The sequence below is a fragment of the Streptomyces sp. NPDC053493 genome (assembly GCF_044544825.1).
Lineage (GTDB): Bacteria > Actinomycetota > Actinomycetes > Streptomycetales > Streptomycetaceae > Streptomyces.
The window spans coordinates 51,743-77,017 of sequence record NZ_JBITXS010000004.1 but is presented as its reverse complement, the minus strand read 5'-3'; the positions used below and the strand labels follow the sequence as shown (position 1 = coordinate 77,017).

29 protein-coding genes and 1 tRNA gene are annotated in these 25,275 nt (G+C 72.1%); 9 read left to right on the top strand and 21 right to left on the bottom strand.

Features of this window, described 5'->3' with window-relative positions; translation table 11 throughout:
- Positions 1 to 25 precede the first annotated feature (25 nt).
- On the top strand, positions 26 to 808 hold the full coding sequence (locus ACIGO8_RS13690; protein WP_399728766.1) for a TetR/AcrR family transcriptional regulator: 783 nt from the start codon (positions 26 to 28) through the stop codon (positions 806 to 808).
- A gap of 80 nt (positions 809 to 888) precedes the next feature.
- Here the strand turns inward: ACIGO8_RS13690 and ACIGO8_RS13685 are convergent, their stop codons facing one another.
- A complete protein-coding gene (locus ACIGO8_RS13685; RefSeq protein ID WP_399728763.1) occupies positions 889 to 2,550 on the bottom strand; it encodes an MDR family MFS transporter in 1,662 nt (553 codons plus the stop codon).
- Positions 2,551 to 2,650: 100 nt separating this feature from the next.
- On the bottom strand, positions 2,651 to 3,094 hold the full coding sequence (locus ACIGO8_RS13680; protein WP_399728760.1) for a MarR family winged helix-turn-helix transcriptional regulator: 444 nt from the start codon (positions 3,092 to 3,094) through the stop codon (positions 2,651 to 2,653).
- 196 nt (positions 3,095 to 3,290) lie between these two features.
- Between ACIGO8_RS13680 and ACIGO8_RS13675 the strand changes: the two genes are divergently transcribed.
- The 5 genes from ACIGO8_RS13675 (at position 3,291) to ACIGO8_RS13655 (ending at position 8,000) form a co-directional block, all read left to right on the top strand.
- Complete coding sequence (locus ACIGO8_RS13675) at positions 3,291 to 3,521, top strand: hypothetical protein (RefSeq protein ID WP_399728757.1); 231 nt, start codon at positions 3,291 to 3,293, stop codon at positions 3,519 to 3,521.
- 240 nt (positions 3,522 to 3,761) lie between these two features.
- Positions 3,762 to 4,988, top strand: coding sequence for a glycosyltransferase (locus ACIGO8_RS13670; protein ID WP_399728755.1), 1,227 nt, complete (start codon positions 3,762 to 3,764; stop codon positions 4,986 to 4,988).
- Positions 4,989 to 6,143: 1,155 nt separating this feature from the next.
- Positions 6,144 to 6,485 (top strand): DoxX family protein, encoded by a 342-nt coding sequence (locus ACIGO8_RS13665; RefSeq protein WP_399728753.1) that lies wholly within the window; start codon positions 6,144 to 6,146, stop codon positions 6,483 to 6,485.
- A gap of 97 nt (positions 6,486 to 6,582) precedes the next feature.
- On the top strand, positions 6,583 to 7,155 hold the full coding sequence (locus tag ACIGO8_RS13660; RefSeq protein WP_399728750.1) for a TetR/AcrR family transcriptional regulator: 573 nt from the start codon (positions 6,583 to 6,585) through the stop codon (positions 7,153 to 7,155).
- Positions 7,152 to 8,000, top strand: coding sequence for an alpha/beta fold hydrolase (locus tag ACIGO8_RS13655; protein WP_399728748.1), 849 nt, complete (start codon positions 7,152 to 7,154; stop codon positions 7,998 to 8,000). The genes ACIGO8_RS13660 and ACIGO8_RS13655 overlap by 4 nt, the downstream gene beginning before the upstream one ends.
- Here ACIGO8_RS13655 and ACIGO8_RS13650 read toward each other — a convergent pair.
- The 9 genes from ACIGO8_RS13650 to ACIGO8_RS13610 all read right to left on the bottom strand — a co-directional run bounded on the left by ACIGO8_RS13650 (position 7,981) and on the right by ACIGO8_RS13610 (position 13,820).
- On the bottom strand, positions 7,981 to 8,754 hold the full coding sequence (locus tag ACIGO8_RS13650; protein ID WP_399728745.1) for a hypothetical protein: 774 nt from the start codon (positions 8,752 to 8,754) through the stop codon (positions 7,981 to 7,983). The two genes, ACIGO8_RS13655 and ACIGO8_RS13650, sit on opposite strands and share 20 nt — an antisense overlap.
- Positions 8,755 to 8,805: 51 nt before the next feature.
- Positions 8,806 to 9,792, bottom strand: coding sequence for an RNA polymerase sigma factor SigF (locus ACIGO8_RS13645; protein WP_399728742.1), 987 nt, complete (start codon positions 9,790 to 9,792; stop codon positions 8,806 to 8,808).
- A gap of 235 nt (positions 9,793 to 10,027) precedes the next feature.
- The gene (locus ACIGO8_RS13640; RefSeq protein WP_399728740.1) at positions 10,028 to 10,879 is read right to left on the bottom strand and encodes an RNA polymerase sigma factor SigF; all 852 of its coding nucleotides are present in this window, start codon (positions 10,877 to 10,879) and stop codon (positions 10,028 to 10,030) included.
- Positions 10,880 to 11,062: 183 nt separating this feature from the next.
- Positions 11,063 to 11,362, bottom strand: coding sequence for a Dabb family protein (locus tag ACIGO8_RS13635; protein WP_399728737.1), 300 nt, complete (start codon positions 11,360 to 11,362; stop codon positions 11,063 to 11,065).
- A 58-nt stretch (positions 11,363 to 11,420) separates the two neighbouring features.
- Complete coding sequence (locus ACIGO8_RS13630; protein ID WP_164986384.1) at positions 11,421 to 11,585, bottom strand: hypothetical protein; 165 nt, start codon at positions 11,583 to 11,585, stop codon at positions 11,421 to 11,423.
- A gap of 446 nt (positions 11,586 to 12,031) precedes the next feature.
- A tRNA-Ser gene (locus tag ACIGO8_RS13625) sits at positions 12,032 to 12,116 on the bottom strand.
- A 56-nt stretch (positions 12,117 to 12,172) separates the two neighbouring features.
- The gene (tadA, locus tag ACIGO8_RS13620) at positions 12,173 to 12,601 is read right to left on the bottom strand and encodes a tRNA adenosine(34) deaminase TadA (protein ID WP_399730028.1); all 429 of its coding nucleotides are present in this window, start codon (positions 12,599 to 12,601) and stop codon (positions 12,173 to 12,175) included.
- Between the two features lie 152 nt (positions 12,602 to 12,753).
- Positions 12,754 to 13,281: a hypothetical protein gene (locus ACIGO8_RS13615; RefSeq protein ID WP_399728734.1), complete on the bottom strand. Its 528-nt coding sequence runs from the start codon at positions 13,279 to 13,281 to the stop codon at positions 12,754 to 12,756.
- 338 nt (positions 13,282 to 13,619) lie between these two features.
- Positions 13,620 to 13,820, bottom strand: coding sequence for a hypothetical protein (locus ACIGO8_RS13610; RefSeq protein ID WP_399728732.1), 201 nt, complete (start codon positions 13,818 to 13,820; stop codon positions 13,620 to 13,622).
- Positions 13,821 to 13,939: 119 nt separating this feature from the next.
- Between ACIGO8_RS13610 and upp the strand changes: the two genes are divergently transcribed.
- Positions 13,940 to 14,575, top strand: a complete 636-nt coding sequence (gene upp, locus ACIGO8_RS13605) for a uracil phosphoribosyltransferase (protein WP_399728729.1) — start codon at positions 13,940 to 13,942, stop codon at positions 14,573 to 14,575.
- 134 nt (positions 14,576 to 14,709) lie between these two features.
- Here the strand turns inward: upp and ACIGO8_RS13600 are convergent, their stop codons facing one another.
- Both ACIGO8_RS13600 and ACIGO8_RS13595 read right to left on the bottom strand, forming a co-directional pair.
- A complete protein-coding gene (locus ACIGO8_RS13600; protein ID WP_399728727.1) occupies positions 14,710 to 15,339 on the bottom strand; it encodes a LytR C-terminal domain-containing protein in 630 nt (209 codons plus the stop codon).
- 136 nt (positions 15,340 to 15,475) lie between these two features.
- Positions 15,476 to 15,772, bottom strand: coding sequence for a type II toxin-antitoxin system VapB family antitoxin (locus tag ACIGO8_RS13595; protein ID WP_009067182.1), 297 nt, complete (start codon positions 15,770 to 15,772; stop codon positions 15,476 to 15,478).
- Positions 15,773 to 15,867: 95 nt separating this feature from the next.
- On the opposite strand from ACIGO8_RS13595, the gene ACIGO8_RS13590 reads away from it, so the two are divergent.
- A complete protein-coding gene (locus ACIGO8_RS13590) occupies positions 15,868 to 17,466 on the top strand; it encodes a helicase HerA-like domain-containing protein (protein ID WP_399728724.1) in 1,599 nt (532 codons plus the stop codon).
- A gap of 26 nt (positions 17,467 to 17,492) precedes the next feature.
- Here the strand turns inward: ACIGO8_RS13590 and ACIGO8_RS13585 are convergent, their stop codons facing one another.
- The 5 genes from ACIGO8_RS13585 to ACIGO8_RS13565 form a co-directional block, all read right to left on the bottom strand.
- Positions 17,493 to 19,046: a M28 family metallopeptidase gene (locus tag ACIGO8_RS13585; protein WP_399728721.1), complete on the bottom strand. Its 1,554-nt coding sequence runs from the start codon at positions 19,044 to 19,046 to the stop codon at positions 17,493 to 17,495.
- A 115-nt stretch (positions 19,047 to 19,161) separates the two neighbouring features.
- Complete coding sequence (locus tag ACIGO8_RS13580; RefSeq protein ID WP_399728719.1) at positions 19,162 to 19,827, bottom strand: HhH-GPD-type base excision DNA repair protein; 666 nt, start codon at positions 19,825 to 19,827, stop codon at positions 19,162 to 19,164.
- 41 nt (positions 19,828 to 19,868) lie between these two features.
- A complete protein-coding gene (pip, locus tag ACIGO8_RS13575) occupies positions 19,869 to 20,804 on the bottom strand; it encodes a prolyl aminopeptidase (protein WP_399728716.1) in 936 nt (311 codons plus the stop codon).
- A gap of 10 nt (positions 20,805 to 20,814) precedes the next feature.
- Entirely contained in the window at positions 20,815 to 21,465 is a 651-nt protein-coding gene (locus ACIGO8_RS13570) for an RBBP9/YdeN family alpha/beta hydrolase (protein WP_399728713.1), read from the bottom strand.
- A gap of 87 nt (positions 21,466 to 21,552) precedes the next feature.
- The gene (locus ACIGO8_RS13565) at positions 21,553 to 22,215 is read right to left on the bottom strand and encodes a TetR/AcrR family transcriptional regulator (RefSeq protein ID WP_399728710.1); all 663 of its coding nucleotides are present in this window, start codon (positions 22,213 to 22,215) and stop codon (positions 21,553 to 21,555) included.
- A 164-nt stretch (positions 22,216 to 22,379) separates the two neighbouring features.
- Here ACIGO8_RS13565 and wrbA point away from each other — a divergent pair, with 164 nt between their 5' ends.
- A complete protein-coding gene (gene wrbA / locus ACIGO8_RS13560) occupies positions 22,380 to 22,991 on the top strand; it encodes an NAD(P)H:quinone oxidoreductase (protein ID WP_399728707.1) in 612 nt (203 codons plus the stop codon).
- A 40-nt stretch (positions 22,992 to 23,031) separates the two neighbouring features.
- On the opposite strand, the gene ACIGO8_RS13555 is transcribed toward wrbA, so the two are convergent.
- From ACIGO8_RS13555 to ACIGO8_RS13545, 3 genes are all read right to left on the bottom strand, one after another.
- Complete coding sequence (locus tag ACIGO8_RS13555) at positions 23,032 to 23,319, bottom strand: metal-sensitive transcriptional regulator (protein WP_399728704.1); 288 nt, start codon at positions 23,317 to 23,319, stop codon at positions 23,032 to 23,034.
- A gap of 159 nt (positions 23,320 to 23,478) precedes the next feature.
- On the bottom strand, positions 23,479 to 24,735 hold the full coding sequence (locus tag ACIGO8_RS13550; protein WP_399728702.1) for an RNA polymerase sigma factor: 1,257 nt from the start codon (positions 24,733 to 24,735) through the stop codon (positions 23,479 to 23,481).
- Complete coding sequence (locus ACIGO8_RS13545) at positions 24,732 to 25,151, bottom strand: YciI family protein (RefSeq protein ID WP_399728699.1); 420 nt, start codon at positions 25,149 to 25,151, stop codon at positions 24,732 to 24,734. The genes ACIGO8_RS13550 and ACIGO8_RS13545 overlap by 4 nt, the downstream gene beginning before the upstream one ends.
- Positions 25,152 to 25,275: the final 124 nt, after the last annotated feature.

Genomic DNA, 25,275 nt, shown 5'->3' with positions numbered 1-25,275 from the left:
GACCACTGACAGACGGAGGAACGCGATGGTCAAGGCAGCGGACAGGGCCAAGAACCCGGCGCGTTCCAGCGTCTGGCTGGAGAACCGGGCCGCCCGCAGCGGCGGCGGCCCGGCCGGGCTCGACCGGGACCGGATCGTGGCCGCCTCGATCCGGATCCTGGACGAGGAAGGCCTGGCCAAGCTGTCGATGCGCAAGCTCGCGACCGAGCTGAACGTCACCGCGATGTCCCTGTACTGGTACGTGGACACCAAGGACGACATCATCGAGTACGCCGTCGACACCTGCTACGCCGAGATCGACCTGGCCGCGGTCGACGCCGCCGAGGGCTGGCGGGACCGGATCCGGGTGATCGCCCTGGACTACCGCCGGATGCTGGTGCGCCACGCGTGGATGTCGCCGAGCGCGGGCCAGTACCTGAACATCGGTCCGAACGCGATCGCCGTCGGCACCAAGATCCAGGAGGCGATCAGGGACACCGGCCTGCCGCTGGAGCGCCAGCCCAGCGCGATGTCGGCCGTCTTCCAGTTCGTGTACGGCTACGGAACGATCGAGTCGCAGTTCCAGCGGCGCGCGGCGGAGGCCGGCATGTCGCAGGACGACTTCTACGGCGAGTCGATGAAGGCCTTCCGCGACGACCCGCAGTTCCTCGAGGCGATGGAACCGATGGTGGAGATCCTCGACGAGCGGGCCTCGCACGGCAGCGTCACCGAGATCTGGGACCGGGACTTCGAGTACGCGATCGACGTGCTGATCGCCGGCATCGAGGTGATGGTCGAGCGCAGCCGTACGCAAGCGCAGGAGGAATGACGAAGCGGCGGGCCGTCCCCTGCCCGCCGCTCCGTACCTCACCCGGCCGCGCCTCCGCTCGAAGCGCGGCCGGGAGTTTTTTACTCGCCGGCCTTGCCGACCTGTCCGGCCTTGTCCGCCGTGGCCTTCTCGGCGGTCGCCTTGTCGGCCTTTCCGGCGTGGTCCGCCGTCGCCTTCTCGGCGGTGTGGCTCTTCAGCGCGACCTCCTTGATGAACAGCGTCACCAGGAAGGCCAGCAGCGCGAACGGCGCCGAGTAGAGGAAGACGTCGCCGACGCCGTGCCCGTACGCGCTCTCCATGACCGTACGGATCGGGGCGGGCAGCTTGTCCATGTCGGGGATGCCACCGCCGCCGCCCTGGCCCATGGCCGCCGCGGCCTTCGGGCCGAGCTCGGCCAGGCCGTCCTTGACGTAGTCGGTGACCCGGTGGGCCATGACCGCGCCGAGCGCCGAGACACCGATCGCACCGCCCAGCGAGCGGAAGAAGGTGACGACGGAGGAGGCGGCGCCGAGGTCGGAGGGCGCGACCTGGTTCTGGGTGCACAGGACCAGGTTCTGCATCATCATGCCGAGGCCGAGGCCGAGGACCGCCATGAAGATCGCGATGTGCCAGTACTCCGTGTCGTAACGGATGGTGCCGAGCAGACCGAGGCCGCCGGTGGCGAGGGCGCCGCCGCTGATCAGCCAGGCCTTCCAGCGGCCGGTCTTGGTGATGACCATGCCGGAGACCGTCGAGGAGACGAACAGGCCGCCGATCATCGGGATGGTGAGGACGCCGGACATCGTCGGCGACTCGTTGCGGGCCAGCTGGAAGTACTGGCTGAAGAAGACCGTGCCGGCGAACATCGCGACACCCACGAACAGCGAGGCCGTCGAGGCGAGCGTGATCGTGCGGTTGCGGAACAGGCGCAGCGGGATGATCGGTTCGGCGGCCCGGGACTCGATCACGAGGAAGAGCGCGCCGAGGGCGACGGCGCCGCCCACCATGGCGAGGGTCTGCCACGACATCCAGTCGTACTTGTCACCGGCGAAGGTGACCCAGATGAGGAGCAGGGAGACGGCGGCGCTGATGAAGAAGGCGCCGGCCCAGTCGACCTTGACCTCGCGCTTCACGACGGGGAGCTTCAGGGTCTTCTGCAGCACGAGCAGCGCGATGATCGCGAAGGGCACGCCGACGTAGAAGCACCAGCGCCAGCCGAGCCAGTCGGTGTCGGTGATGACGCCGCCGAGCAGCGGGCCGCCGACGGTGGCGACGGCGAAGGTGGCGCCGAGGTAGCCGCTGTAGCGGCCGCGCTCGCGCGGGGCGATCATGGCGGCCAGGATGATCTGGGAGAGGGCGGTCAGACCGCCGACGCCGATGCCCTGGACGACGCGGCAGGCGATGAGCATGCCGGGGTTCTGCGAGAGACCGGCGACGACCGAGCCCGCGACGTAGATGATCAGGGCTATCTGGACGAGCAGCTTCTTGGAGAAGAGGTCGGCGAGCTTGCCCCAGAGCGGCGTGGTGGCCGTCATCGACAGGAGGGCGGCGGTGACGACCCAGGTGTAGGCGGACTGGCCGCCGCCGAGGTCGGTGATGATCTGCGGGAGGGCGTTGGAGACGATCGTCGAGGACAGGATGGCGACGAACATGCCGAGCAGGAGCCCGGACAGCGCTTCCATGATCTGCCGGTGCGTCATCGGCGCACCGGAGGTGTCGGTGCTGCCTTCCCGAGCACCCGTGGCAGGTGCGGTGGTAGCCATGAATTTCCTTTGCGTGAAGTCTGCTTCGGTCAGGCGGGCGATCAAGCGGGCGATCGGCGTGCGATCAGGCGGGCGTTCAGGCGCGCGATCGGGTGTCCGATCAGGCGTGGTGGGCCCGGCAGTCCCCGAAGGAGTCGCGGAGGCGGCCGAGCAGGGCGGTGAGCAGGGCGACGTCCTGGTCGGACCAGTCGGCGAGGTGGCGGGTGAAGGCCTCGGTGACCCGGCGGTCGAGTTCGTCGAGCATCGCGTAGCCGTCGGTGGTGAGCCGCAGGATCCGGGAGCGCTTGTCGTCCGGGTCGGGCAGCCGCTCGATCCAGCCGTGCTCCACGGTGTGGGCCACATGGCGGCTGCACACGGACATGTCGACGGCCATCAGTTCGGCCAGCCGGCTCGTCCGCATGTCGCCGTGGTGCTTGACGAGGGTGAGCACGGCCGCTGCGCCGCCCTGGCAGTGGGCGGGCAGCACACGGGCGACACCGCGCTTCACGGCGCCGATGGCGCTCACCGCCCGGGCGAGCTCCTCGTACCGGTTCAGCGTCTCCATCGAGCTTCCCATCTTGTTGCTTAGGGCAACCATAGAGATGGATGGTTGCTTCAGGCAAACTAAATCGGTCAAAGCGCGCTAAAGAATCGGCAAAGGGAGGCAGCGAGGGCCGTGCGCGGAGAGAACGTGCAGGTCCAGGGCAGGGGAGATGACCGGGGCTTGGGGCCGGAAGGCCGACTTCGCTAGGGTCCGAACCATGGCACACAACCCCCAAGCACCGTACGGCCAGGGCGGACAGGCCCCCGAGGGCTCCTACGACCCCGCCGGCAGCACCCAGATGTTCCGCGCCTTCGTCGACGAGGGCACCCCGCAGCGGCAGCCGCAGACCGCCGCTCCCTCCTCCTCCGGCCCGCGCGTCGGCCTGATCGTCGGCGTGATCGCCGTCATCGCGGTCCTGGCGGGAGTGGCCTGGCTGGCACTGGCGTGACCGCGACGCGCGCCTGACCGCGACGCGCGCCTGACCGCGACCGCGCCTGACCGCGACCGCGCCTGACCGCGACCGCGCCTGGTAGAGGGCGGCCGGGACCGACGTCTCTCATGGACCTCGGCCCGGCCGCCCTCTTCGCTTGGCTGGGCTCCTCTTCGGGGGGAAAGGCGCAGGACCGGCGGCCGTTGGAGGAAGATCACCGGAGACATCGGAAGATCAACTCGAGGGGGAGCCACCGATATGCGCGTGGTGTTGTCGTCTTACGGATCGCGTGGGGACGTCGAGCCGCTGGCCGCTCTGGCGGTCGAGCTGCGCAAGCTCGGCGCCGAGGTGCGGGTGTGCGCGCCCGAGGACGAGGAGTTCGCCGACCGGCTGGCCGGCGTCGGGGTGGAGATGGTGCCGGTCCGCCTCTCGGTGCGCGCGCTGGTGGCCACGGCGAAGCCGGGATCGCCGGAGGCCATGACCGAGCGGGTGACCGCGCTGGCCGCGGCGCAGTACGAGGCGGTGGCCGAGGCGGCCGAGGGAGCCGACGTCGTCGTGGCGACGGGCCTGTTCCCGGCCGTGACCGGGTCGCGGACGGCGGCCGAGCAGCTGGGCCTGCGCTACGCGTACGTCACCTTCTTCTCCGGGATGCTGCCCTCGCCGCACCACCCGCCGTACCCGCTGCCCGGCCGGCCCCTTCCCGAGGGCGTCACCGACAACCGGATCCTGTGGGACCTGGACGTCGAGAACGGCAACGCCGTCTACGGCCCCGGGCTCGCCGCCCTCCGGACCCGGCTCGGCCTGCCGCCGGTGGCCGACGTCCGCCCGTACGCGATCACCGCCCGCCCGCTCCTCGCCGCGGACACGGTCCTCGGCCCGTGGCAGCGGCCGGCCGACCTCGACGTGCTGCCGACCGACGCCTGGATCGTGCCCGACGAGCGCCCGCTCCCGGCCGCCCTGGAGGAGTTCCTGCGGGCCGGCGAGCCGCCGGTGTACGTGGGCTTCGGCAGCATGTCGATGAACGGCTCGGGTGACACGGCCCAGGTGGCGATCGAGGCGGTACGGGCCCAGGGCCGGCGCGTGCTCGTCTCGCGGGGCTGGGCCGACCTGGGCCTGATCGACGGGCGGGACGACTGCATGGCGGTGGGCGAGGCGAACCACCAGCTCCTCTTCCGCAGGGTCGCCGCCGTCGTCCACCACGGCGGCGCCGGCACCACCACGACGGCCGCCCGCGCCGGCGCGCCCCAGGTGGTCGTCCCGCAGCTCGTGGACCAGCCGTACTGGGCCGGCCGCGTCGCCGCCCTCGGCATCGGCGCGGCCCACGACGGCCCCGTCCCGACCTACGAGTCCCTCTCGGCCGCCCTGGCGACGGCCCTGGCGCCGGAGACCCGGGCCAGGGCGCAGGAGGTGGCGGCCACGATCCGCACGGACGGCGCGGAGCGGACGGCGAAGCTGCTGATGGAGGGCTTCGGGGAGCCGGCGTAGGGGGTGATGGGGGGGGCGGGATGGGGCTGGGCTGGGCGGGTGCTGGGGGCGGGAGTTTCGGGTGTGCTTCTGGTGCGGCCGCCCTGTTTCCGAGTGTGGCCCCCTCCGTCGTCCCGTCAAGGGCGCTCCCTTCGGTCGCGTCGCTTCGCGATGTCGCTGCGCTTCACCCTTGACGGGCCGTCTCCGGGTGCCTTTTCCCACTCGGAGGGCGGCCGGGGGGCGGGGCCGGCGGGGGCCGGGTAGTGCCCGGGGCCGCGAGCCGGGCCGCGGGCCGGTGGGTGGTGCGCGGTCGTGGAGTGGGGTGCCCAATCCTGCCTTAGCGGCTGACCGCCGCCGTGGGGCCGGGACTCATGCCCCGCTGGTCACTCCCGGTGGGTGGGGAGAGGGCTGGGGTGCGGTGTGCGGTGCTAAGTGACGCATCCCGGCCCGGGGTGGGACGGGAGTGCACGGGTGTGACGACTGAGGCGGCCTCGGGCCCGCGCGGGGCGACTTTGCCCCGCGCGGGGACGGGAGCGCCCTCGTGTGACGACTGAGGCGGCCCGTCCCTTCCGCAGCGGCCTCAGACCCGCCGCCTCGGTGCTAAGTGACACATCCCCACCCCGCGTGGGACGGGAGACAACTCCTGTGACTCCAGAGGCGATCCGACCCGTGGGCGGGGCCGCGATGTCCTCCTTGGTACCGGGAGTGACCAGCGGGGCATGAGCCCCAGCCCCACAACAGCCAGCAGTCGCTGAGCCGGGATGGGGCACCCCATTCCACTGTCGCGCACCACCGACCGGCCCGCAGCCCGCGTCCGGCGGGAGCGCGCAGGACGAGGTCCGCCGGCCCCGCCCCCCGGCCGCCCTCCGAGAGTTTTCACGTGTCTGGAGGTGACGGGTCAAGGGTGGCCGCAGGCCATCGCGCAGCGACGCGACCGAAGGGAGCGCCCTTGACGCGGCGCCGGAAGGCACGACTCTCGGAAAAGAGGGCGGCCGCACCAGAAGCACACCCACAACTCCCGCCCCCAGCACCACACCTCCACCCCCGCCCCCACCCGCCCGGTCGAGAGACGGGCACCAAAAAAGTTCCTCGGGCCGTCACACGTGCGGCGCGCGCGGTGTCAGTGCCATGAAGCGAGCGAGAAGCGCTCGCCGCCGTTCGAGCGAGGAGCCCGAGATGTCCACCACCGCCGTCATCGTCACCGCCGTCGCCGCCTTCATGGCCGGTTTCTCGGGTGTGTCGGTCTTCGTCCGCGCGAAGTTCGTGGTCGAGCCGCTCGCCGAGTACGGCGTTCCGCGCCGCATCTGGAACCTGCTCGGCGCCGCCAAGCTGGCCGGCGCGATCGGCCTCCTGGTCGGCTACGCGGTCCCGGCGATCGGCATCGCCGCCGCGATCGGCCTGGTCCTCTACTTCACCGGCGCCGTCATCACCGTGGTCCACGCCCGCGCCTACGCCCACGCCCCGTTCCCGCTGATCTACATGGCTCCGGCGGTCGCCGTCCTCGCCCTGGCGGCGTGACGCTTCACCGGCCGTGCCGTGCAGTACGGGCCCGCGCAACCCCTTCCTAGGGATGCTAGGTTGATACCTAGGAAGGCTAGGAAAGGGGAGCGCGGGCATGGTGCGTGCCGGGATCACCGTCGAGCGGCTCGTACGGGCCGCCGCCGAGCTGGCCGACGAGGACGGCTACGAGAAGGTCACCGTCTCGGCGCTCGCCCGTCGCTTCGGCGTGAAGGACGCGAGCCTCTACTCGCACATCAGGAACCTCCGCGACCTGCGCGTCCGGCTCGCGCTCCTCGCCTCCGGCGAGATGAACGACGCCATCGGCGCCGCCGTGGCCGGCCGGTCCGGCAAGGACGCGCTCGTCGCCTTCGCCGACGCCTACCGCGACTACGCGCTCGCCCATCCCGGCCGCTACGCCGCCACCCAGCAGCGCATCGACGCGGACGAGATCACCGACACCGCCGTCCTCGTGCGGGCCGTCGAGCTCACGTACGGCATGCTCCGCGGCTACGGCCTGGCCGAACCGGACCTCACCGACGCCGGGCGGCTGCTCCGCAGCACCTTCCACGGCTACATCCACCTCGAACTGAGCGGCGGCTTCGCGCACTCGCGGCCCGTCGCCGCGTCCTGGGCGCGTTCGCTCGACGCGCTGCACCACCTTCTGGAGAACTGGGGGAGCAAGGAATGACGGTCGGCACCGGCACGGTGAAGGTCCCCGGAGCGACGCTCCGCTACGAGGTCCGCGGCAGCGGACCCGTTCTGCTGCTCGTTCCGGGCGGCGCCGGGGACGCGGGAATGTACGAAGGGATGGCGGACCGGCTCGCGGCCGCCGGGCACACGGTGGTCTCGTACGACCAGCGCGGCCTGTCGCGCAGCCCGCTCGACGGGCCGCCGGCCGAGCAGCGGGTCGAGGACTGGGCCGCGGACGCCCTCGCCGTCCTGGACGCGGTCTCGCCGGACGAGCCCGCCGCCGTCTTCGGCGGCAGCTCCGGCGGCATCGTCGCGCTCGCGCTGCTCGCCGCCCGCCCGGACCGGGTGCGCCGGCTCGTCGCCCACGAGCCGCCGCTGCTCGGCCTGCTCGCCGACCCTGCCCCGTACCGCGCCCATTTCGCCGAGGTGCGCGAGCTGCTCCGTACGCAGGGCCTCGGGCCCGCGATGGCCCGGTTCTCCGAGACGCCGGACGGCCGGAAGCCGGAGGTGCGGAAGCCGGAGGGACACAGCGGCGAACTCCCGGCCTCCGTCCGGCCGATGGCCTCCCGCATGGCCGCCAACATGCCGGTCTTCCTGGAGCACGTCCTGTGCTCCTTCTCCTCCTCCGCTCCCGATCTCGACGGGCTGCGCGCCGCCGCCGGCAAGCTGGTGCTGGGCGTCGGGCGGGAGACCGGGGACGATCAGGTGGCGCTGGTGGGGCCGGCGCGGCGGCTCGCCGAGTTGACCGGCGCCCCGGTCGTCGCGTTCCCCGGCGGGCACGTGGGCTGCGTCGAGCATCCGGAGGAGTTCGCCGGCCTGCTGCTCACTGCCATGAGGCCGTGACCTGCCGGGTGTCGACGTGCATGCCGAGCGGCACCCGCCAGGAGTCCACGCAGACCGTGTACGTGTGGGTCCGCGCCGTTCCGGCGGCGAGGGGCGCCGGGAGCGGCTGACTGGTCCGTACGGTCGCCCAGTCGAGGCCCAGCGCCCCGATCACGTGCGTGGCGAACTCGACCGTGCCCGAACGGGCGGCCGTGCCACCGGTGTTGCGGAAGGTGACGGTGACGTTCTCGCACCAGCGCTTGTCGGTGTCGGTGAGCACGGGCGCGGAGAGGGTGAGGGCGGCCGGGCGCGCGGGCGGCGGCGAAGCCGGTGGCGGGGCCGAGGGCGAGGCCGGCGGTTTCGTGCCCGTGCCCGGGCCCGGGGCGGGTGACGGTGCTGTCGGTGGTGCGGTCGTCGCCGGCTTTCCCGGTCCGGCCGTGGCCGGCGTCCCTGGCCCGGTCCCCGGCCGGGTGCCCGGCTCGGTGTCCGGCGAGGACACCGGTGGCGGCGCGGTCGCCTCCCGTGGCGCACCGGGCGGCCCCGGTGACGGACGGGACGTGCTCGAGGTGCGGCCCGGACCCGCCGGGTCGCCGGAGTGCGCGGGGTCCAGCGGGACCAGCGTCACCGATCCGGACGGCGGCACCGCGCCCTTCGGCGTGGAGCCGGCGCCGACCGCCGCGTATCCGTCGCTGTCGCCGCCCGCGCCGCACGCGGTCAGCGCTCCGCCGAGGCAGAGCGCGACCACCACGAGTCCCGGCCGCTTCCTTCGCCACATGCTCGCCAGTGTGTCTGACGAGCCGTCAGCTAGGAAGCGAAATCACCGGATTCAGTCCGCGATCAGGCCCTCGCGCAGCTGCGCCAGCGTCCGCGTCAGGAGCCGGGAGACGTGCATCTGCGAGATGCCGACCTCCTCGCCGATCTGCGACTGGGTCATGTTCGCGAAGAAGCGGAGCATGATGATCTGCCGCTCCCGGGGCGGGAGTTTGGCGAGCAGCGGCTTGAGCGACTCGCGGTACTCGACGCCTTCCAGGGCCGCGTCCTCGTAGCCCAAGCGGTCGGCGAGCGAGCCCTCGCCGCCGTCGTCCTCGGGCGAGGGCGAGTCGAGCGAGGAGGCGGTGTACGCGTTGCCGACGGCGAGGCCGTCGACCACGTCCTCCTCCGACACCCCGAGCACCACGGCGAGTTCGGGCACGGTCGGCGAGCGGTCGAGCTTCTGGGCGAGTTCGTCGCTGGCCTTGGTGAGGGCGAGGCGCAGCTCCTGGAGGCGGCGCGGCACGCGCACCGACCACGACGTGTCGCGGAAGAAGCGCTTGATCTCGCCGACGACGGTCGGCATGGCGAACGTCGGGAACTCCACGCCCCGTTCGCAGTCGAAGCGGTCGATCGCCTTGATCAGGCCGATGGTGCCGACCTGGACGATGTCCTCCATCGGCTCGTTGCGGGAGCGGAAGCGGGCCGCCGCGTAGCGCACGAGCGGGAGGTTGAGCTCGATGAGGGTGTCGCGGACGTAGGTGCGCTCGGGGCTGTCCGCGGCGGCGCCCTCCTCGTCCAGGGCGCGCAGCCGGAGGAACAGGGAGCGGGAGAGGGTGCGGGTGTCGATGGCCTCGGGCGTGACGGCCGGCGGCGTGGCGACGAGCGTCTCGTCCTGCTCGGCCGTCGTCGTGGCCGCCGGGTCCGTGACCGGGGCGGTGGCCGTGGCCGTCACCGTGCCGTGCGCGCCGGCGTCGGCGCGCACGGCGGCGGACGGCGCCGTCGTCTGCGTGGGCATGGGCGTGAGCGTCAGCACCTTCGAGCTGCCCTGTTCTGCGGACATGCCACCCCCTTGAGGTCGCGGATGGTCGTGGCGGCCACGACCATCTGAGGAACGCAGCCTCCACCTGAATACCGGAGGCGGGGCTGCGGCAAACGCGGTTTCTGCAGAATGTCACATGTCGGCAACACGCTGTAGTGACATGTCGACACTTTGGCGGCGAATTTCCGCAGGAAACAAGGGGTGTGCGGCATTTGGGGTGCCGAAAAACTGCTCCGAAACGGTCTACCCGTTCCGGTTACGCCTCGATCCGATTTGCGGATCTCAATCGGGCGAAGCTCCGGGCGAGGAGCCTTGACACGTGCATCTGCGAGACCCCGAGTTCCTGGCTGATCTGAGACTGGGTCAGATTGCTGTAGTAACGCAGCATCAGGATGCGCTGCTCGCGCTCCGGGAGCTGGACGAGCAGATGCCGTACGAGATCGCGGTGTTCGACGCCGGCGAGCGCCGGGTCCTCGTAGCCGAGCCGGTCGAGCAGGCCGGGCAGTCCGTCGCCTTCCTGGGCGGCCTCGAGCGAGGTGGCGTGGTAGGAGCGGCCGGCCTCGATGCAGGCCAGCACCTCGTCCTCGCCGATCTTGAGGCGTTCGGCGATCTCGGCGGTGGTCGGCGAGCGGCCGTGGGCGGTGGTGAGGTCCTCGGTGGCGCCGTTGACCTGGACCCACAGTTCGTGGAGGCGGCGCGGGACGTGGACGGTGCGGACGTTGTCGCGGAAGTAGCGCTTGATCTCGCCGACGACGGTCGGCATCGCGAAGGTGGGGAACTGCACGCCACGGTCGGGGTCGAAGCGGTCGATGGCGTTGATCAGGCCGATCGTGCCGACCTGGACGACGTCCTCCATCGGTTCGTTGCGGGAGCGGAAGCGGGCGGCGGCGTAGCGCACGAGCGGCAGGTTGGCCTCGATCAGCGCCCCGCGCACGCGGTGGTGCTCGGGCGTGCCCGGCTCCAGGTTCTTGAGCTGGCCGAAGAGCACCTGGGTGAGGGCGCGGGTGTCGGCGCCACGGCTGCTCTGGGGCCGGGTCTGCGGGCGCGAGGTGTCCGGGGCCCCGGCCTCGTTCTGGGGCGGGACTTGAGGCGCTGCACTGGCCGGCACGTTCACGCCACCCCTTCATGTCAACTTCGGTCGACTCATCCGTCAAAAGCGGTCATAGCATCACAAGACATGTCCACTGTGTGCAAGCACCGTATAACCACGTGTTGAGGGCACGTTGGGCGGGTAAAAATCCGGGCCCCTCGCCGGTGGACGGCGAGGGGCCCGGAGGGGAAGGGGAGGGGCTCAGCCCTTGAACTCGTAGTCGGCGATCACCCACGTGGCGAACTCTCGCCACTGCGCGACACCCGCCTGGTGGGCCGGGTGGTCCAGGTAGCGCTGGAGCGCGTCCGTGTCCTCGACGGCGGAGTTGATGGCGAAGTCGTACGCGATCGGCCGGTCGGTGATGTTCCAGTCGCACTCCCAGAACGTCAGCTCGGGGATCTGCGAACCGAGGGCGCGGAAGGCCTCGACGCCGGCGACCACGCGCGGCTCGTCGCGCTGTACGCCGTCGTTGAGCTTGAAGAGGACCAGATGGCGGATCACGGCGGTACTCCTGGTAGTCCTGGCGCGCGGTGCCGGGCGACCGTGGTGACGCTGGTCGCTAGTTCACGAGCTCGGTCATGAACTGGCCGACGCCTTGAGCGGCGCTCGATATGCCCTCGAACCCTACCTGGACGAGGTCCGCCGCCCGGGCCGGGGACGTGATGATCGTGTACAGCACAAAGACCACGACCGCGTAGAGTGCGATTTTCTTCGCCTGCGCCATGCGTCTGCCCTCCCCTGGTCGCGTGAGTCTAACCGAGCCTTTATGGACCAAGGGCCCGGTGATCGGGGCCTTTTGCCGGCCCCCGGAAGAGTGACGGAAGCGCAGGATGGATGTCGAGCCCGGCGGGTCTGGCAGGAGTCCGCGGGGCTGTGGAACCGGCCCTCACTGCGGGGTCCGCGCCGCGTGCTTCCCCCTGACCGCGGCGCCGGGCTGACAGGGCCGGCTCTCATCGGGGGGAGCGGCTTGTCCCCCCGATGCCGTTCCCCCCGGCCAACTCCCCGGTCATCTCTCCGACGGTCTCTCCGGCCGTCTCTCCGGCGGTCTCCTCGGTCGTCATTTCGGCCCTCGTCCGGCCGCGTCCTCGCCGTCTCTCCGGCCGTCTCCCCGAACTCGGAAGTCCGGCAACGCCGAAGGCCCGGTGCGATGCACCGGGCCTTCGATCTGAGCGGTAGCGGAGGGATTTGAACCCTCGGTGAGTTTCCCCACACTCGCTTTCGAGGCGAGCTCCTTCGGCCGCTCGGACACGCTACCGAGAGAGAGCTTAGCCCAAAGGTGCCCGTGGACTGAAATCCGTATCCCTTCGCAGGTCAGCGCGTCCGGAAGAACCGGGTCAGCTGGGCCGAGCACTCCGCCTCGAGGACCCCGTGGACCACCTCGGGACGGTGGTTGAGCCTGCGGTCGCGTACGAGGTCCCAGAGCGAGCCGGCCGCGCCCGCCTTCTCGTCCCAGGCGCCGAAGACCACCCGTTCGACCCGCGCCTGGACGAGGGCGCCCGCGCACATCACGCAGGGCTCCAGGGTCACGACGAGCGTGCAGCCCGTCAGCCGCCACTCGCCGGTCGCCGCGGCCGCCCGCCGCAGCGCCAGCACCTCGGCGTGGGCGGTCGGGTCGCCGGTCGCCTCGCGCTCGTTGTGGCCGACGGCGAGGACCGAGCCGTCCGGGGAGAGCACGACCGCGCCGACCGGGACGTCCCCGGCCAGCGCGGCCCGGTCGGCCTCGGCGAGCGCGCGCCGCATCGGATCCCGCCAGGGATCTCGTACGGGATCGGGGTGCCGGCCCTGGCTCCGGCCCTGGTCGTGGGCCTGGTCCTGGGCCCGGCCCAGGTCCTGACCCTGGCCCCGGCCCTGATCCTGGTGGCGATCCGGGCCGGGTGTCGCGAGGGGCGCCACTAGCGCACGGCCTCCAGGATGTCCGAGGCGCCGATCGCCTCCGCGATCTCGCCGAGGGCGTCGTCGGTCAGGGCGAGGAGCTCCTTCTCGGGCAGGCCGAGGTCGGCCAGGATCCTGGTCTCGCCGAGCGGCCCGGCCGGCGCGACACCGGCCGCGTCCGCCGGCTCGTCGTCCACGTCCGCCTCCGGCTCACCGTCCTCGGTGCCGTCCAGGTCCACCAGTTCGTCGAGCGCGCCGTCCTGGTCGTCGTCGCCGAGGATCTCCGAGGTGAGGATCTCCCCGTACGAGGAGCGGGCCGCGGCGGCCGCGTTCGAGACGAAGACCCGGGGGTCGTCCTCGCCGTCGACGCGGACGATGCCGAACCACGCATCCTCCTGCTCGATGAAGACGATCACCGTTTCCCCGTCGTCGGTGGCGGACTCGCGGGCCAGATCGGCCAGGTCCGCCAGCGTCTCCACACTGTCGAGCTCTGTATCGCTCGCTTCCCACCCGTCTTCGGTGCGCGCGAGCAGTGCGGCGAAGTACACCTGACTCTCCCACTGATCAGAGGTGTGATGATCCGGCGGCGCGCTCCTGATGCCCCGCCCAATCGGCATCGTGACAGAAACCTCGGCCTCAGGAGAGGTCTTCGGCTCTTGCGTCGTGCATCAGTCTGAACGACGCCCGGTTCGGGCGGGCGTGCGACCCCGGCGCACGGAGGGGGCGCGTCGCGGGGCGCGCGGGTCAGGCCACGCGTCGTTCCCGGCCGTCCGTCCGGCCGTCCGTCCGGCTGTCCATCCGGCTGTCTTCGTGGCTGTCGCCGCGGTTGTCGTCGTGGCCGGCGCGGTCGGTCTCGCGGCCGCCGGCACGGCCGTGTGCGGGGCGGTCACCACCGGAAGGTCCGCATGCGCATCGCCTGCCGCATCCGGGCCGCCCGGGCGCGCCGCGGCTGGACGCGGTCGCGCAGCGCCTTCGCCTCGTTCAGCTCGCGCAGGAACTGCGCGCGGCGCCGGCGGCGCTCCGCGTCCGTCTCCTGGCGGGGCTCCTCGGGAGTCGCTCCGCCGGTCGGGTCTTCCGGGTCGGGCATGGGCCACACCACCTCGTGACGAGGGTCCCTGTGCCACCCACCTTCCCTCGCCCGCCCGGGTTGACGCCAGCCCCGGCCCATGTCCCGGATCCGGCCCCTGACCCGGATACTGTTGAGTCATGCGTCTCCACGTCGTCGATCACCCGCTGGTCGCACACAAGCTCACCACTCTGCGCGACAAGCGCACGGACTCCCCGACCTTCCGCCGGCTCGCCGACGAACTGGTCACCCTGCTCGCCTACGAGGCGACCAGGGACGTGCGCACCGAGCAGGTCGACATCGAGACCCCCGTCACGCCGACGACCGGCGTGAAGCTGTCGTACCCGCGACCGCTGGTGGTCCCGATCCTGCGCGCCGGGCTCGGCATGCTCGACGGCATGGTGCGGCTGCTCCCGACCGCGGAGGTCGGCTTCCTCGGCATGATCCGCAACGAGGAGACGCTGGAGGCGTCGACCTACGCGACGCGGATGCCGGAGGACCTGTCCGGCCGCCAGGTGTACGTCCTGGACCCGATGCTCGCGACCGGCGGCACGCTGGTGGCGGCGATCCAGGAGCTGATCAAGCGCGGCGCGGACGACGTGACGGCGGTCGTGCTGCTCGCCGCCCCGGAGGGCGTCGAGCTCATGGAGCGCGAGCTCGCGGGCACGCCGGTGACGGTCGTGACGGCCTCGGTCGACGAGCGGCTCAACGAGCACGGCTACATCGTGCCGGGCCTCGGCGACGCGGGCGACCGCATGTACGGCACGGCCGAGTAGCCGCCCGCTCCGTACGTACGACCCGTACGACCCGTACGCCCCGTTAGCCGGGCCCGACCCGTGACGCCCGCGCGTCCTCCGCGTACACCCGTACGCGGAGACGCACACGCGGCGACCGACAGGGCTGCTTCACTTCAGCAGCGGGCCGGGACCGGTTTCGGCTTGTTGAGCGCCACGAGCGCCGCGTCCGCCGCCGCCTTCGGGTCCAGCGTCTTGAAGGCCGTGCCGATGATCAGGTCGACGTCCGCCGTGGTGCGGGCGTCGACCTTCGTCGTGGCGCCCTTCAGCTGGGTGCCGACGACGGAGAAGATGCCCTTGGAGGCGCCGGGCGCGCCGAGCAGCAGCCCGGTGCCGGGGACCTTCTTGTCGTAGGCGGCGGGCGCGTTGCCCACCTTGCCGATGAGGAAGCCGCGCTTCTTCAGCTCGTCCGCGGTCGTCTTGGCGAGACCGGCGCGCGGCGTCGCGTTGTAGACGTTGACCGTGATCTGGGCGGGCTTGGGCAGGGCGGCGGCGGGCGGAGCGGTCGCCTTGGGCGCGGGCTTGCAGTCGGCCTGTTTGCCGGCGGCGGTGGTCGTCTTCCCGTCGCCGCCCGAGAAGACGTCGACGAGCTGCAGAGTCCCCCAGCCGGCCGCGCCGAGCACGAGCACGGCGGCCGTGGCCCCGAGGACGATCCTGCGCCGGCGGTGGGGGCGGCGCATGCGCGGGTAGACATCCCCCGTGATGCGGTACTTTCCGCCCATTCCGGGGGGAGTGAGCATGCTCATGAACGCAGCGTAATGCCGCCCGCGGAGGATGCCTACTGGATGATCATGTGATCGCGTCCGGATGGGCGCGAAGAGGCCCCGAAAGGATCAAAGGGTCCGTCGGGGAGGGCTGTCGGGACGGTCCGCCGGTGGCCGGTCAGTCCATCTCGAGGACGCGGGCGTGCAGCACCTGGCGCTGCTGGAGCGCGGCGCGGACCGCCCGGTGCAGTCCGTCCTCCAGATAGAGATCGCCTCGCCACTTCACGACGTGCGCGAAGAGGTCGCCGTAGAAGGTGGAGTCCTCGGCGAGCAGCGTCTCCAGGTCCAGCTGGCCCTTGGTGGTCACCAGCTGATCGAGGCGGACCGGGCGCGGCGCCACGTCCGCCCACTGCCGGGTGCTTTCCCGGCCGTGGTCGGGATACGGCCGGCCGTTTCCGATGCGCTTGAAGATCACACGGAAAGCCTACCGGGCGAGCGGCTCCCGGCGCAGCCACGCGGCCCCGGTGCGATGCTGGGACAAATCGGATGCAACCCGGACAGGGGACCGTCATGAGCGTGAGCGAGCAGCCGTCGACCACCCCCGTGGCGGAGATCGCCGCCGGGTACGCCTTCGACGGAGCCGCACTCGATCTGGGGGCTCTGCTCTGGGACGGCGTGTGTCACCCGGACGCGCAGGTCCGCATCCCGCTGCCGATGCTCAACCGGCACGGCCTGGTCGCCGGCGCGACCGGCACCGGCAAGACGAAGACGCTCCAGCTGATCGCCGAGCAGCTCTCGGCGAACGGCGTGCCCGTCTTCCTCGCCGACATCAAGGGTGACGTCTCCGGCGTCTCCGCGCCCGGCCAGGACGGCGAGCGGGTCCGCGAACGGGCCGGGCAGGTCGGCCAGGAGTGGACGGCGACCGGCTTTCCCTGCGAGTTCTACGGGCTCGGCGGCCTCGGCACCGGCATTCCGATCCGGGCCACCGTCACCGGCTTCGGCCCGGTGCTCCTGTCGAAGGTGCTCCAGCTCAACCAGACCCAGGAGCAGTCGCTCGGCCTGATCTTCCACTACGCCGACAGCAAGGGCCTGGAGCTGATCGACCTCAAGGACCTGCGGGCGGTGGTCGCGTTCCTGGTCTCCGACGCCGGGAAGGCGGAGCTGAAGGGCATCGGCGGGCTGTCGACGGTGACGGCCGGAGTCATCCTGCGGTCGATCACGGCCTTCGAGCAGCAGGGCGCGGCGGGCTTCTTCGGGGAGCCGGACTTCGACACGGCCGAGTTCCTGCGCACGGCCGAGGACGGGCGCGGCATCGTCTCCGTACTGGAGCTGCCGGCCGTGCAGGACAAGCCGCAGCTGTTCTCGACCTTCCTGATGTGGCTGCTCGCCGATCTGTACGGGGACCTTCCGGAGGTCGGTGACGTCGACAAGCCCAAGCTGGTCTTCTTCTTCGACGAGGCGCACCTGCTGTTCAACGGGGCGTCGAAGGCGTTCCTGGAGTCGGTCACGCAGACCGTGCGGCTGATCCGTTCGAAGGGCGTGGGCGTCTTCTTCGTGACCCAGACGCCGAAGGACGTGCCCTCCGACGTGCTCGCCCAGCTCGGCAACCGCGTCCAGCACGCGCTGCGCGCGTTCACTCCGGACGACGCGAAGGCGCTGAAGGCGACCGTACGGACCTTCCCGAGGTCGGCGTACGACCTGGAGGGAGCCCTGACCGGGCTCGGCACGGGCGAGGCGGTGGTCACCGTGATGAGCGAGAAGGGCGCCCCGACGCCGGTGGCGGTGACCCGGCTGCGGGCGCCGCAGTCGCTGATGGGCCCGGTCCCGGCGGCGGACCTGGAGGCGGCGGTGAAGGCCTCGCCGCTCTACGGGAGGTACGCGCAGGCGGTGGACCGGGAGTCGGCGTACGAGAAGCTGACGGCCGAGCAGCGGGCGGCGGAGGCCGCCGCGGAGCGGGCGGCGGCGGAGAAGGAGACGGCGGAGCGGGCGGCGGCGGAGAAGGAGGCGGCGAGGGCCCCGCAGCGGCGGAAGCCGCCGGAGGAGGAGCCCTCGCTCGCCGAACAGGTTGTGGGAAGCGGCCTGTTCAAGTCCCTGGCGCGGTCCGTCGGCACCCAGCTGGGCCGGGAGATCACCCGGTCGCTCTTCGGGACCGCGCGCAGGCGGAGGTGATCACGCTGAGGTGATCACTCCGGTCGTTACTCGGTCACCTCGTCGTGGTCGCCGTGCAGACCGCCGCCGCTGCCCGCGTCGCCGGTGGTCGGGACGGAGACGACCGGCTTCTTCAGGGAGCTGAGGTCGTGGGCGTAGGTGCCCACGGCGTTGGCGATGACGTCGATGTTGACGTCGAAGGCGGTCATGTTGATGTTGGCGAGGGTGTCGCCCTTGGCGTGGTAGTTCACGTCGTACGCGACGCCCGCCTGGCCGCCGAACTTCTGCGCCTGCGCGGCGGTCTTGATGCCCTCGGCGCCGGTGAAGGTGCCGCCGGAGGGGATGCCGACCTCGATGAACGGGCCGTAGTCGGAGCGGCCGGTGAAGTCGGTGCCCTCGTGCGGGACTCCGCGCTTGCCGAGGAAGTCGTTGATGTCCCGCTCCAGCTGGGCGGAGCCCTCGGGCCCGGCGCCCGCGCCGACGCCGTCGGAGTTGTCGCCGTCGTAGACGAAGAGTCCGTAGTTCGGCGAGGCGATCATGTCGAAGTTGAGGTAGAGCTTGATCTCCTTCTTGCCGAGGTCGCTCAGGTTCTCGACGTAGTGCTCGGAGCCGAGCAGGCCGTTCTCCTCGGCGGACCACCAGGCGAAGCGGATCTTGTTGCGGACCTTGTCCTTGGACTTGGCGAGCTCCAGGGCGGTCTGGAGGAGGCCGGCGGAGCCGGAGCCGTTGTCGTTGATGCCGGGGCCGGCGGTGACGGAGTCGAGGTGGGAGCCGAGCACCACGGTGTTGGCGGCGTTGCCGCCCTTGGTCTCCGCGATGACGTTGTTGGTGGAACGCTTCTCCTGGAGCTGGCGGACCTCGAAGGAGAGGTTCACCGGGCCCTTGGCGAGGTCGGCGACGAGCTTCTCGCCCTCGGCCTGGGTGATGCCGCCGGTCGGGATCTTCGCCGAGGCCTGGTCGCCGAGGGTGCCGGACAGCACGCCGTCCGCGTTGTTGTAGACGATGGCGCCGACGGCGCCGGCCGCGGCCGCGTTCTGCTGCTTGGCGGCGAAGGTGCAGCCGCCGCGCTTGATCAGCGCGATCTTGCCGGTGAAGGTGCCGGAGGCGAAGTCGCCCGGCTCGCAGCCGGTGGTGCCGTCGGCGTCGACCGGGACGGCGGCCAGGTCGGCCTTGATGCCGCCGACCGGGGTGGACTTGGTGTAGCTCATCGCCCGGATCGGCAGGTCGCGCGGGGCGGGCGAGAGGACGGCGGCCTTCTCGGCGAGCGTCTCGGTGTAGATGAAGTCGAACTTCTGGTACGCGACGGCGTAGCCGGCCTTCTTCAGCTGGGTGTAGACGTACGCGGCCGAGGCGTCGTGCCCGAGGGAGCCGGCGGCGCGGTGGCCGCCGGCCGAGTCGGCTATCGCCTGGAACTTCTGCAGGTGCTTGTACGCGTCCTGGGCGGTGGTCTCGCGGACCAGCTTCCGCGCGAGCTTCGCGGCGTCGCGGGCCTCGGCGGCCCCGGGTGCGGGGGTGGCGGTGGCGGGCGCGGCGAGCACGAGCGGGGTGGCGAGTGCCGCGGCGGCGAGAACGGCGGCGGCTCTGCGCTGGGATGCGTTCACAGAAGTCCTTCCCGATGCGTACGAGGTTGAGGGGAAGTTAGCGATCGCCGGGTGCCTCTGTGAACACATCTCACACAATTCCTGTCAGGTAGAACAGGATTGACATGAGGAATTATCAATTCCCTTTCTTTTGCGCCGGTTTGGCCACCCGAGCCGGTTTGGCGGTCTTGGCAGGCTTGGCGGTCTTGGTGGCCTGGGTGGTCTTGGCCGCCTTCGCCGCGGCCTTCATCTCCTGCTTGTGGGCGCGCACCTTCGCCAGCGACTCCGGTCCGGTGATGTCGGCCGCCGAGCGGTAGCAGTCCTGCTCGCCGTACGCGCCCGCCGCCTCCCGCCAGCCGTCCGGCCGTACGCCGTAACGCTTGCCGAGCAGCGCCAGGAAGATCTGCGCCTTCTGCCTGCCGAAGCCGGGCAGCGCCTCCAGGCGGGCCAGCAGCTCCGCGCCGCCGTCCGCGTCCCGCCACACGGCCTCCGCGTCACCGCCGTACTCGTCCACCAGGAACTGGCAGAGCTGCTGGATCCGCTTGGCCATCGAGCCGGGATAGCGGTGCACGGCCGGCTTCTCGGAGAGCAGCGCGGCGAACTCCTCCGGGTCGCGGGCGGCGATCTCGTGCGCGTCCAGGTCGTCGTGGCCCATGCGGGTCGCGATCGTGTACGGGCCGGAGAACGCCCACTCCATGGGCACCTGCTGGTCGAGGAGCATGCCGACGAGCGCGGCGAGCGGGGAGCGGCCGAGGAGCTCGTCGGCCTCCGGGTGCTGGGCGAGGTGGATCTCGGGGCTCATGTTCCGATCATCCCGCCGGGCGGGAGGGCTCGCCCGGCGGCTCACTCTTTCGCGAAGCGTTCGAGAGCGTCCAGGACGAGACGGCGGGTCTCGTCGCCGCCCAGGTGACCGGCCCGCTCCACCACGTGCAGCTCGGCGTCGGGCCAGGCGCGGGCCAGCTCCCAGGCCGTGATCAGCGGGCCGCCCATGTCGACCCGGCCGTGCACCAGGACGCCCGGGATGCCGGCCAGCCGGTGCGCGTCCCTGATCAGGGCGCCCTCCTCCAGGAAGGCGCCGTGCGCGAAGTAGTGCGAGCAGATCCGTACGAAGCCGAGGCGGGTGTCGTCGACCCGGTCGGTGTACGGGGTGCCCTGGCCCTCCGGCGACAGGACCGCGTCCTCCCAGGCGCACCAGTCGGCCGCGGCCCGCTCCCGTACGGCGGGATCCGGGTGGTTCATCAGGGCCGCGTAGGTCCCGACGACGTCCTCTGCGTGCCCGGCACCGGCGCGGAAGCGCTCGTGCGCCTCGGGGAAGAAACGGCCGACGCCCTCGTAGAGCCAGGCCGTCTCGGAGCGGCGGGTGGTCGTCACGGCCGCGATCACGATCTCGCTGACCCGCTCCGGGTGGGCCTCGGCGTAGGCCAGGATCAGCGTGGAGCCCCAGGATCCGCCGTACAGCAGCCAGCGGTCGATCCCGAGGTGGACGCGCAGCCGTTCCATGTCGGCGACCAGGTGGGCGGTGGTGTTGACGGACAGGTCGGCGGCCGGGTCGCTCGCGTGCGGGGTGGAGCGCCCGCAGCCGCGCTGGTCGAAGAGGACGATCCGGTAGCGCTCGGGGTCGAAGAGCCGGCGCGAGTTCGGCGAGGACCCCGAGCCGGGGCCGCCGTGGACCACGAGCGCGGGCTTGCCGCGCGGGTTGCCGGCGACGGACCAGTGGACGCGGTTGCCGTCGCCGACGTCGAGCATGCCTTCGTCGTACGGTGTGATCTCCGGGAACATCCGGCCGACGCTAGTGGGTGCCCCGCACCCGCGTCGCCGGGTTTTCGCACCACTCAAGGACCGACGGCCAGGGGCCGTAGCCGTGGTCCGGGTTCAGGTGCCCGCCGCCCGGCACGTGGTCCTGGTCGAGGCCGAGCGGGCGGCCGTAGTGGAGGTCGGCGCCCTCCGGGCAGTACGGGTCGCCGTCGCCGTACACGAGCCGGGCGGTCGCCTTGGGCGCCGTCAGGGTCAGATCGAGCCCGTCCGCGAAGCCGGCGATCTCGGGGATCGACGCGGTCACCGGCGGCGAGGGCGGCGCCACGAGCAGCACCCGGTCCGCCGCGGGCGCCCGCCCGGCGGCCACCGCGCGCAGCCACAGCAGCACTCCCAGGCTGTGCGCGAGGACCACGAACTCGCCCTCCCGCGGCCGTCGGCCGTGCTCCTCCAGCGCGTCCAGCCAGTGCGCGAGCACGGGCGCGTCCGGCTCCGGCAACTGCGGATACCGCACCTCGTGCCCTCGCCCGCGCAGTTCCCCGGCGAGCCAGTGCTGCCAGTGGCCGGGCGGCCGGTGGTTCTGGAAGCCGTGCAGGACGAGGTAGGTGGCCCTGGAGGGGGTGGTCGCGGAGGGGGTGGTCGCGGAGGCGGTGGCCCTGGAGGGGGCGGGCCCGGGAGTGGTCGTCATGGCTCCGATCGTCCGGGCCCGGGCCCGGACGGTCCAGAGCGGTTCCGAGGAATGGACGCGCTGGGAGCGCTGGGAGCCCTGGGAGCGCTAGGAGGCGTGCAGGCCGAGCAACTGGCGTATGCCCGCCTTCAGTTCGGCGGCCGAGAGGCGCTGTTCCTCGGAGAGGTGGTGCATCAGGCTCGGCGAGAACGGGGCCAGGAGGAGATGGGCGACGAGGGCGGCGTTGGCGGCGGGGCGGGCCTCGGCGAGCAGGAGGGTGACGTGGGCGTGCATCGCGAGATAGGCGCCGCTGGTGTAGCGGGCGACGGGGGCTGCGGTCTGGGCGGCGAGGAGGATCGCGCGCTGCTCGACGACGCGGTCCACGAGCGCGTCGAGGAAGGCGTCGAGACGTTCGGCGGCCGGCGCGCCGGGGCCGAGCGGCGGCGGCCCGCCGAGATAGGCCTCCTGGAACTGCCGCTCGCGGTCGTCGAGCAGGGCCCAGAGCAGTTGCGAGACGTCGCCGAAGCGGCGGTAGACCGTGCCGACGCCGATGCCGCTGGCGTGGGCGACCTGGTTCATGGTGACGGCCTCGGGGCCCTGCTCGGCGACGATGCGGGCGGCGGCGTCGAGGATCTTGCGCCGGTTGCGGGCGGCGTCGGCGCGTTCGGGCGCCGGGCCTCCGACGGTCGGGAGCAGGTTGAGCAGGGGTGCCGACGCGCCCGGGCCGGGCCGGCCGGCCGCCTCGTCGGTGCCCGGTTTCCTCGTGCTCATGACCCGCCGCCCGCCTTTCCTTCGGTGCCCGTTCCCCCCTCGGTCCGTTCCGTTCCTTCCCGAGCATACCCGCACCTCTTGCGAAGCGGATAGCTGTCCGCTTAGCCTGATGGCATTGAAACGGAAAGTAATCCGTTTGTCGTCCGGTTTTTGGAGGGCTCGTCATGTCCGTCAAGGTCGCCGTCATCTACTACTCGGCCACGGGGAACGTCCACCAGCTCGCCCAGGCCGTCGCCGAAGGCGCCGAGAAGGCCGGCGCCGAGGTCCGCCTCCGCCGGGTCGCCGAGCTCGCGCCCGACACGGCCATCGACGCGAACCCGGCCTGGCGCGCGCACGTCGACGCCACCGCCGACGCCGTCGAGGTCGCCGCGCTCGACGACCTGGAGTGGGCGGACGCCTACGCGCTCGGCTCGCCGACCCGCTTCGGCAACGTCGCAGCCCAGCTCAAGCAGTTCATGGACACCACCGGCGGCCTGTGGCAGCAGGGCGTGATGGCCGACAAGCCCGCCACCGCCTTCACCAGCGCGTACAACACCCACGGCGGCAACGAGTCGACGCTGCTCGCGCTCTACAACACCTTCCACCACTGGGGATCGGTCATCGTCTCGCCCGGCTTCACCGACCAGTCCGTCTACGCGGCCGGCGGCAACCCGTACGGCACCGCCCACCCGGGCACCAACGGCGCCCCCGACGAGAAGGTCCTGGCGGCCGCCCGCTACCAGGGCGAGCGCCTGACGAAGATCGCCAAGCGCCTGAAGGGCCTCGCGGTCGACTGACCCGACACCTCCATCGGCCGCCCGGGGCGCCGGGAGTGCGTCAGGCCAGCGAGAGGAACAGCTTCTCGAGCCTGGCCCGCATCTTGTCGGCATCCTCGCCGTCGCCCCGCCCGTTCTCCATCTCGGACAGGCACTGCTGGAGCCCCGTCGCGATGATCGCGAACCCGGCCCGGTCGAGAGCCCGCGAGGCGGCGGCGAGCTGCGTCACGACCTCCTCGCAGTCGCGGCCCTCCTCGATCATCCGGATGACGCCGGAGATCTGCCCCTGCGCCCGGCGCAGCCGGTTCAGCACGGCCTTGAGCTCAGCGCCCGCCAGATCCAGTTCCACGACCACTCCTCCACAGACACCCCAGCGGGTACTTCGCTCCCCCGGCCCGGGGTCCCGTCGACGTCCAAGGATGACACCCGCCTGCCCCCTCGCCCTTCTTCCCACTCCCTCGCCCCGGCCACTGCCGCGACGACGGAGCCGCCGGGAGGAAAGCCGTGGTCAGGGGTCCAGGCGGGCGGCGCGGGTTTGGAGGTAGCGGCGTTCCGGGAGGCTGAGGGTGGCGCGGGCGGCGGCGCGGTAGGCGTCGGCGGCGGCGCGGCGGGCGCCGGTGCGTTCGAGGAGGTGGGCACGGACGGCGGGGAGGCGGTGGGAGTCCGGGAAGCGGGGCTCCAGGGCGGCGAGGGCCGCGAGGCCGGCTTCCGGGCCGTCGACCATCGCGAGGGCGACCACCCGGCCCAGCTCCGCCATCGGGTCGGGCGTCCGGGTGACGAGGACGTCGTAGAGGGCCAGGATCTGGGGCCAGTCGGTGCTGCCGTGGTCCGGGGCCTCGTCGTGGAGGGCGGCGATCGCCGCCTGGAGCTGGTACGGGCCGGGCGGGCCCTCGGCGAGGGCCTCCTCGACCAGGGCGGTGCCCTCGGCGATCGCCGCCCGGTCCCAGCGGGTGCGGTCCTGCTCGTCGAGCGGGATCAGCTCGCCCTCCGGCCCGCTGCGGGCGGCGCTGCGGGCCTCGGTCAGCAGCATCAGGGCGAGCAGCCCGGTCACCGCGCCCTCGCGCGGCAGCAGCCGGCGGGCGGCGCGGGTCAGCCGGATCGCCTCACGGGCGAGGTCGGCGCGGTGGAGGGCGGGGCCGGAGGTGGCGGTGTAGCCCTCGTTGAAGATCAGATAGAGGACGTGGAGGACGGAGGCGAGGCGCGCGTCCCGGTCCTGCGGGCGCGGCGGGCGGAAGGGCCGGTCGGCGCCGGCCGCGCGCAGCTTCGCCTTCGCCCGGCTGATCCGCTGGGCCACCGTCGCCTCCGGCACCAGGAACGCCCGGGCGATCTCGGCCGTCGTCAGGCCGCCCACCGCCCGCAGCGTCAGCGCGATCCGGGCGGCGGGCGGCAGCGCCGGGTCGCAGCACAGGAAGAGCAGGGTGAGCGTGTCGTCGTCGGCGGGCGCCGCCCGTACCTCGCGCGGCTGCAGCCGGAACGCCGTCTCCTCCCGCCGCGCCCGCGCCGCCTCCGACCGCAGCGCGTCCGCCAGCCGCCGGGACGCCACCCGGATCAGCCAGCCGCGCGGATTGGCCGGCACACCGCCGTCCGGCCACTGGGCGGCGGCGGCGAGCAGCGCCTCCTGCACGGCGTCCTCGGCGGCGTCGAAGTGGCCGTACCGCCGTACGAGCGCGCCGAGGACCTGCGGCGCGTGCAGCCGCAGCAGGTCCTCGACGCCGTGCCCGCCGGTGTGCCCGCCGGTGTGCGCGGAGGTGTGCGCGGCGGTCACCCGAGGTCGCTCCCGCCCGCCTCGTCGATCGGCCGGATCACCACCGGGTACTCCGGCGCCCCGGCCGGCTGCGGGCACTGCGCCACACGCGCCGCGATCTCGGTGACCCGGTCCAGGCTCGTGCAGTCGAGCACCCAGTACCCGGCCAGCACCTCCTTCGTCTCCCCGTACGGCCCGTCCGTGACGACCGGCCGTCCCTCGGAGTCCGCCGTCACGAACCGCGTCCTGGCGGGCTCGACCAGGCCCTGCGCGTCGACGAGCTCACCGGTCTCGGCGAGGTCGTCGTTGATCGCGTTCATGTACGCGAACATCGCCCTGAGCTCCTGCTCGCTCCACGCCGGGCTGTGCTCGGAGGCCTTGCCGTTCATCGCGGCGTAGTCGGCCTGAGCGCCCTGCACCATCACCAGGTACTTCATGACGTCCTCCTTCGGCGAACCGGAGTGACCGCCTGTCACCGTGTGCCGGTTCCTACACAAGAGACGTCGGAGCCGGTGCGCGATCCTCGACACACCGCCCGGACCGAGCCCGATCTCACCCGGA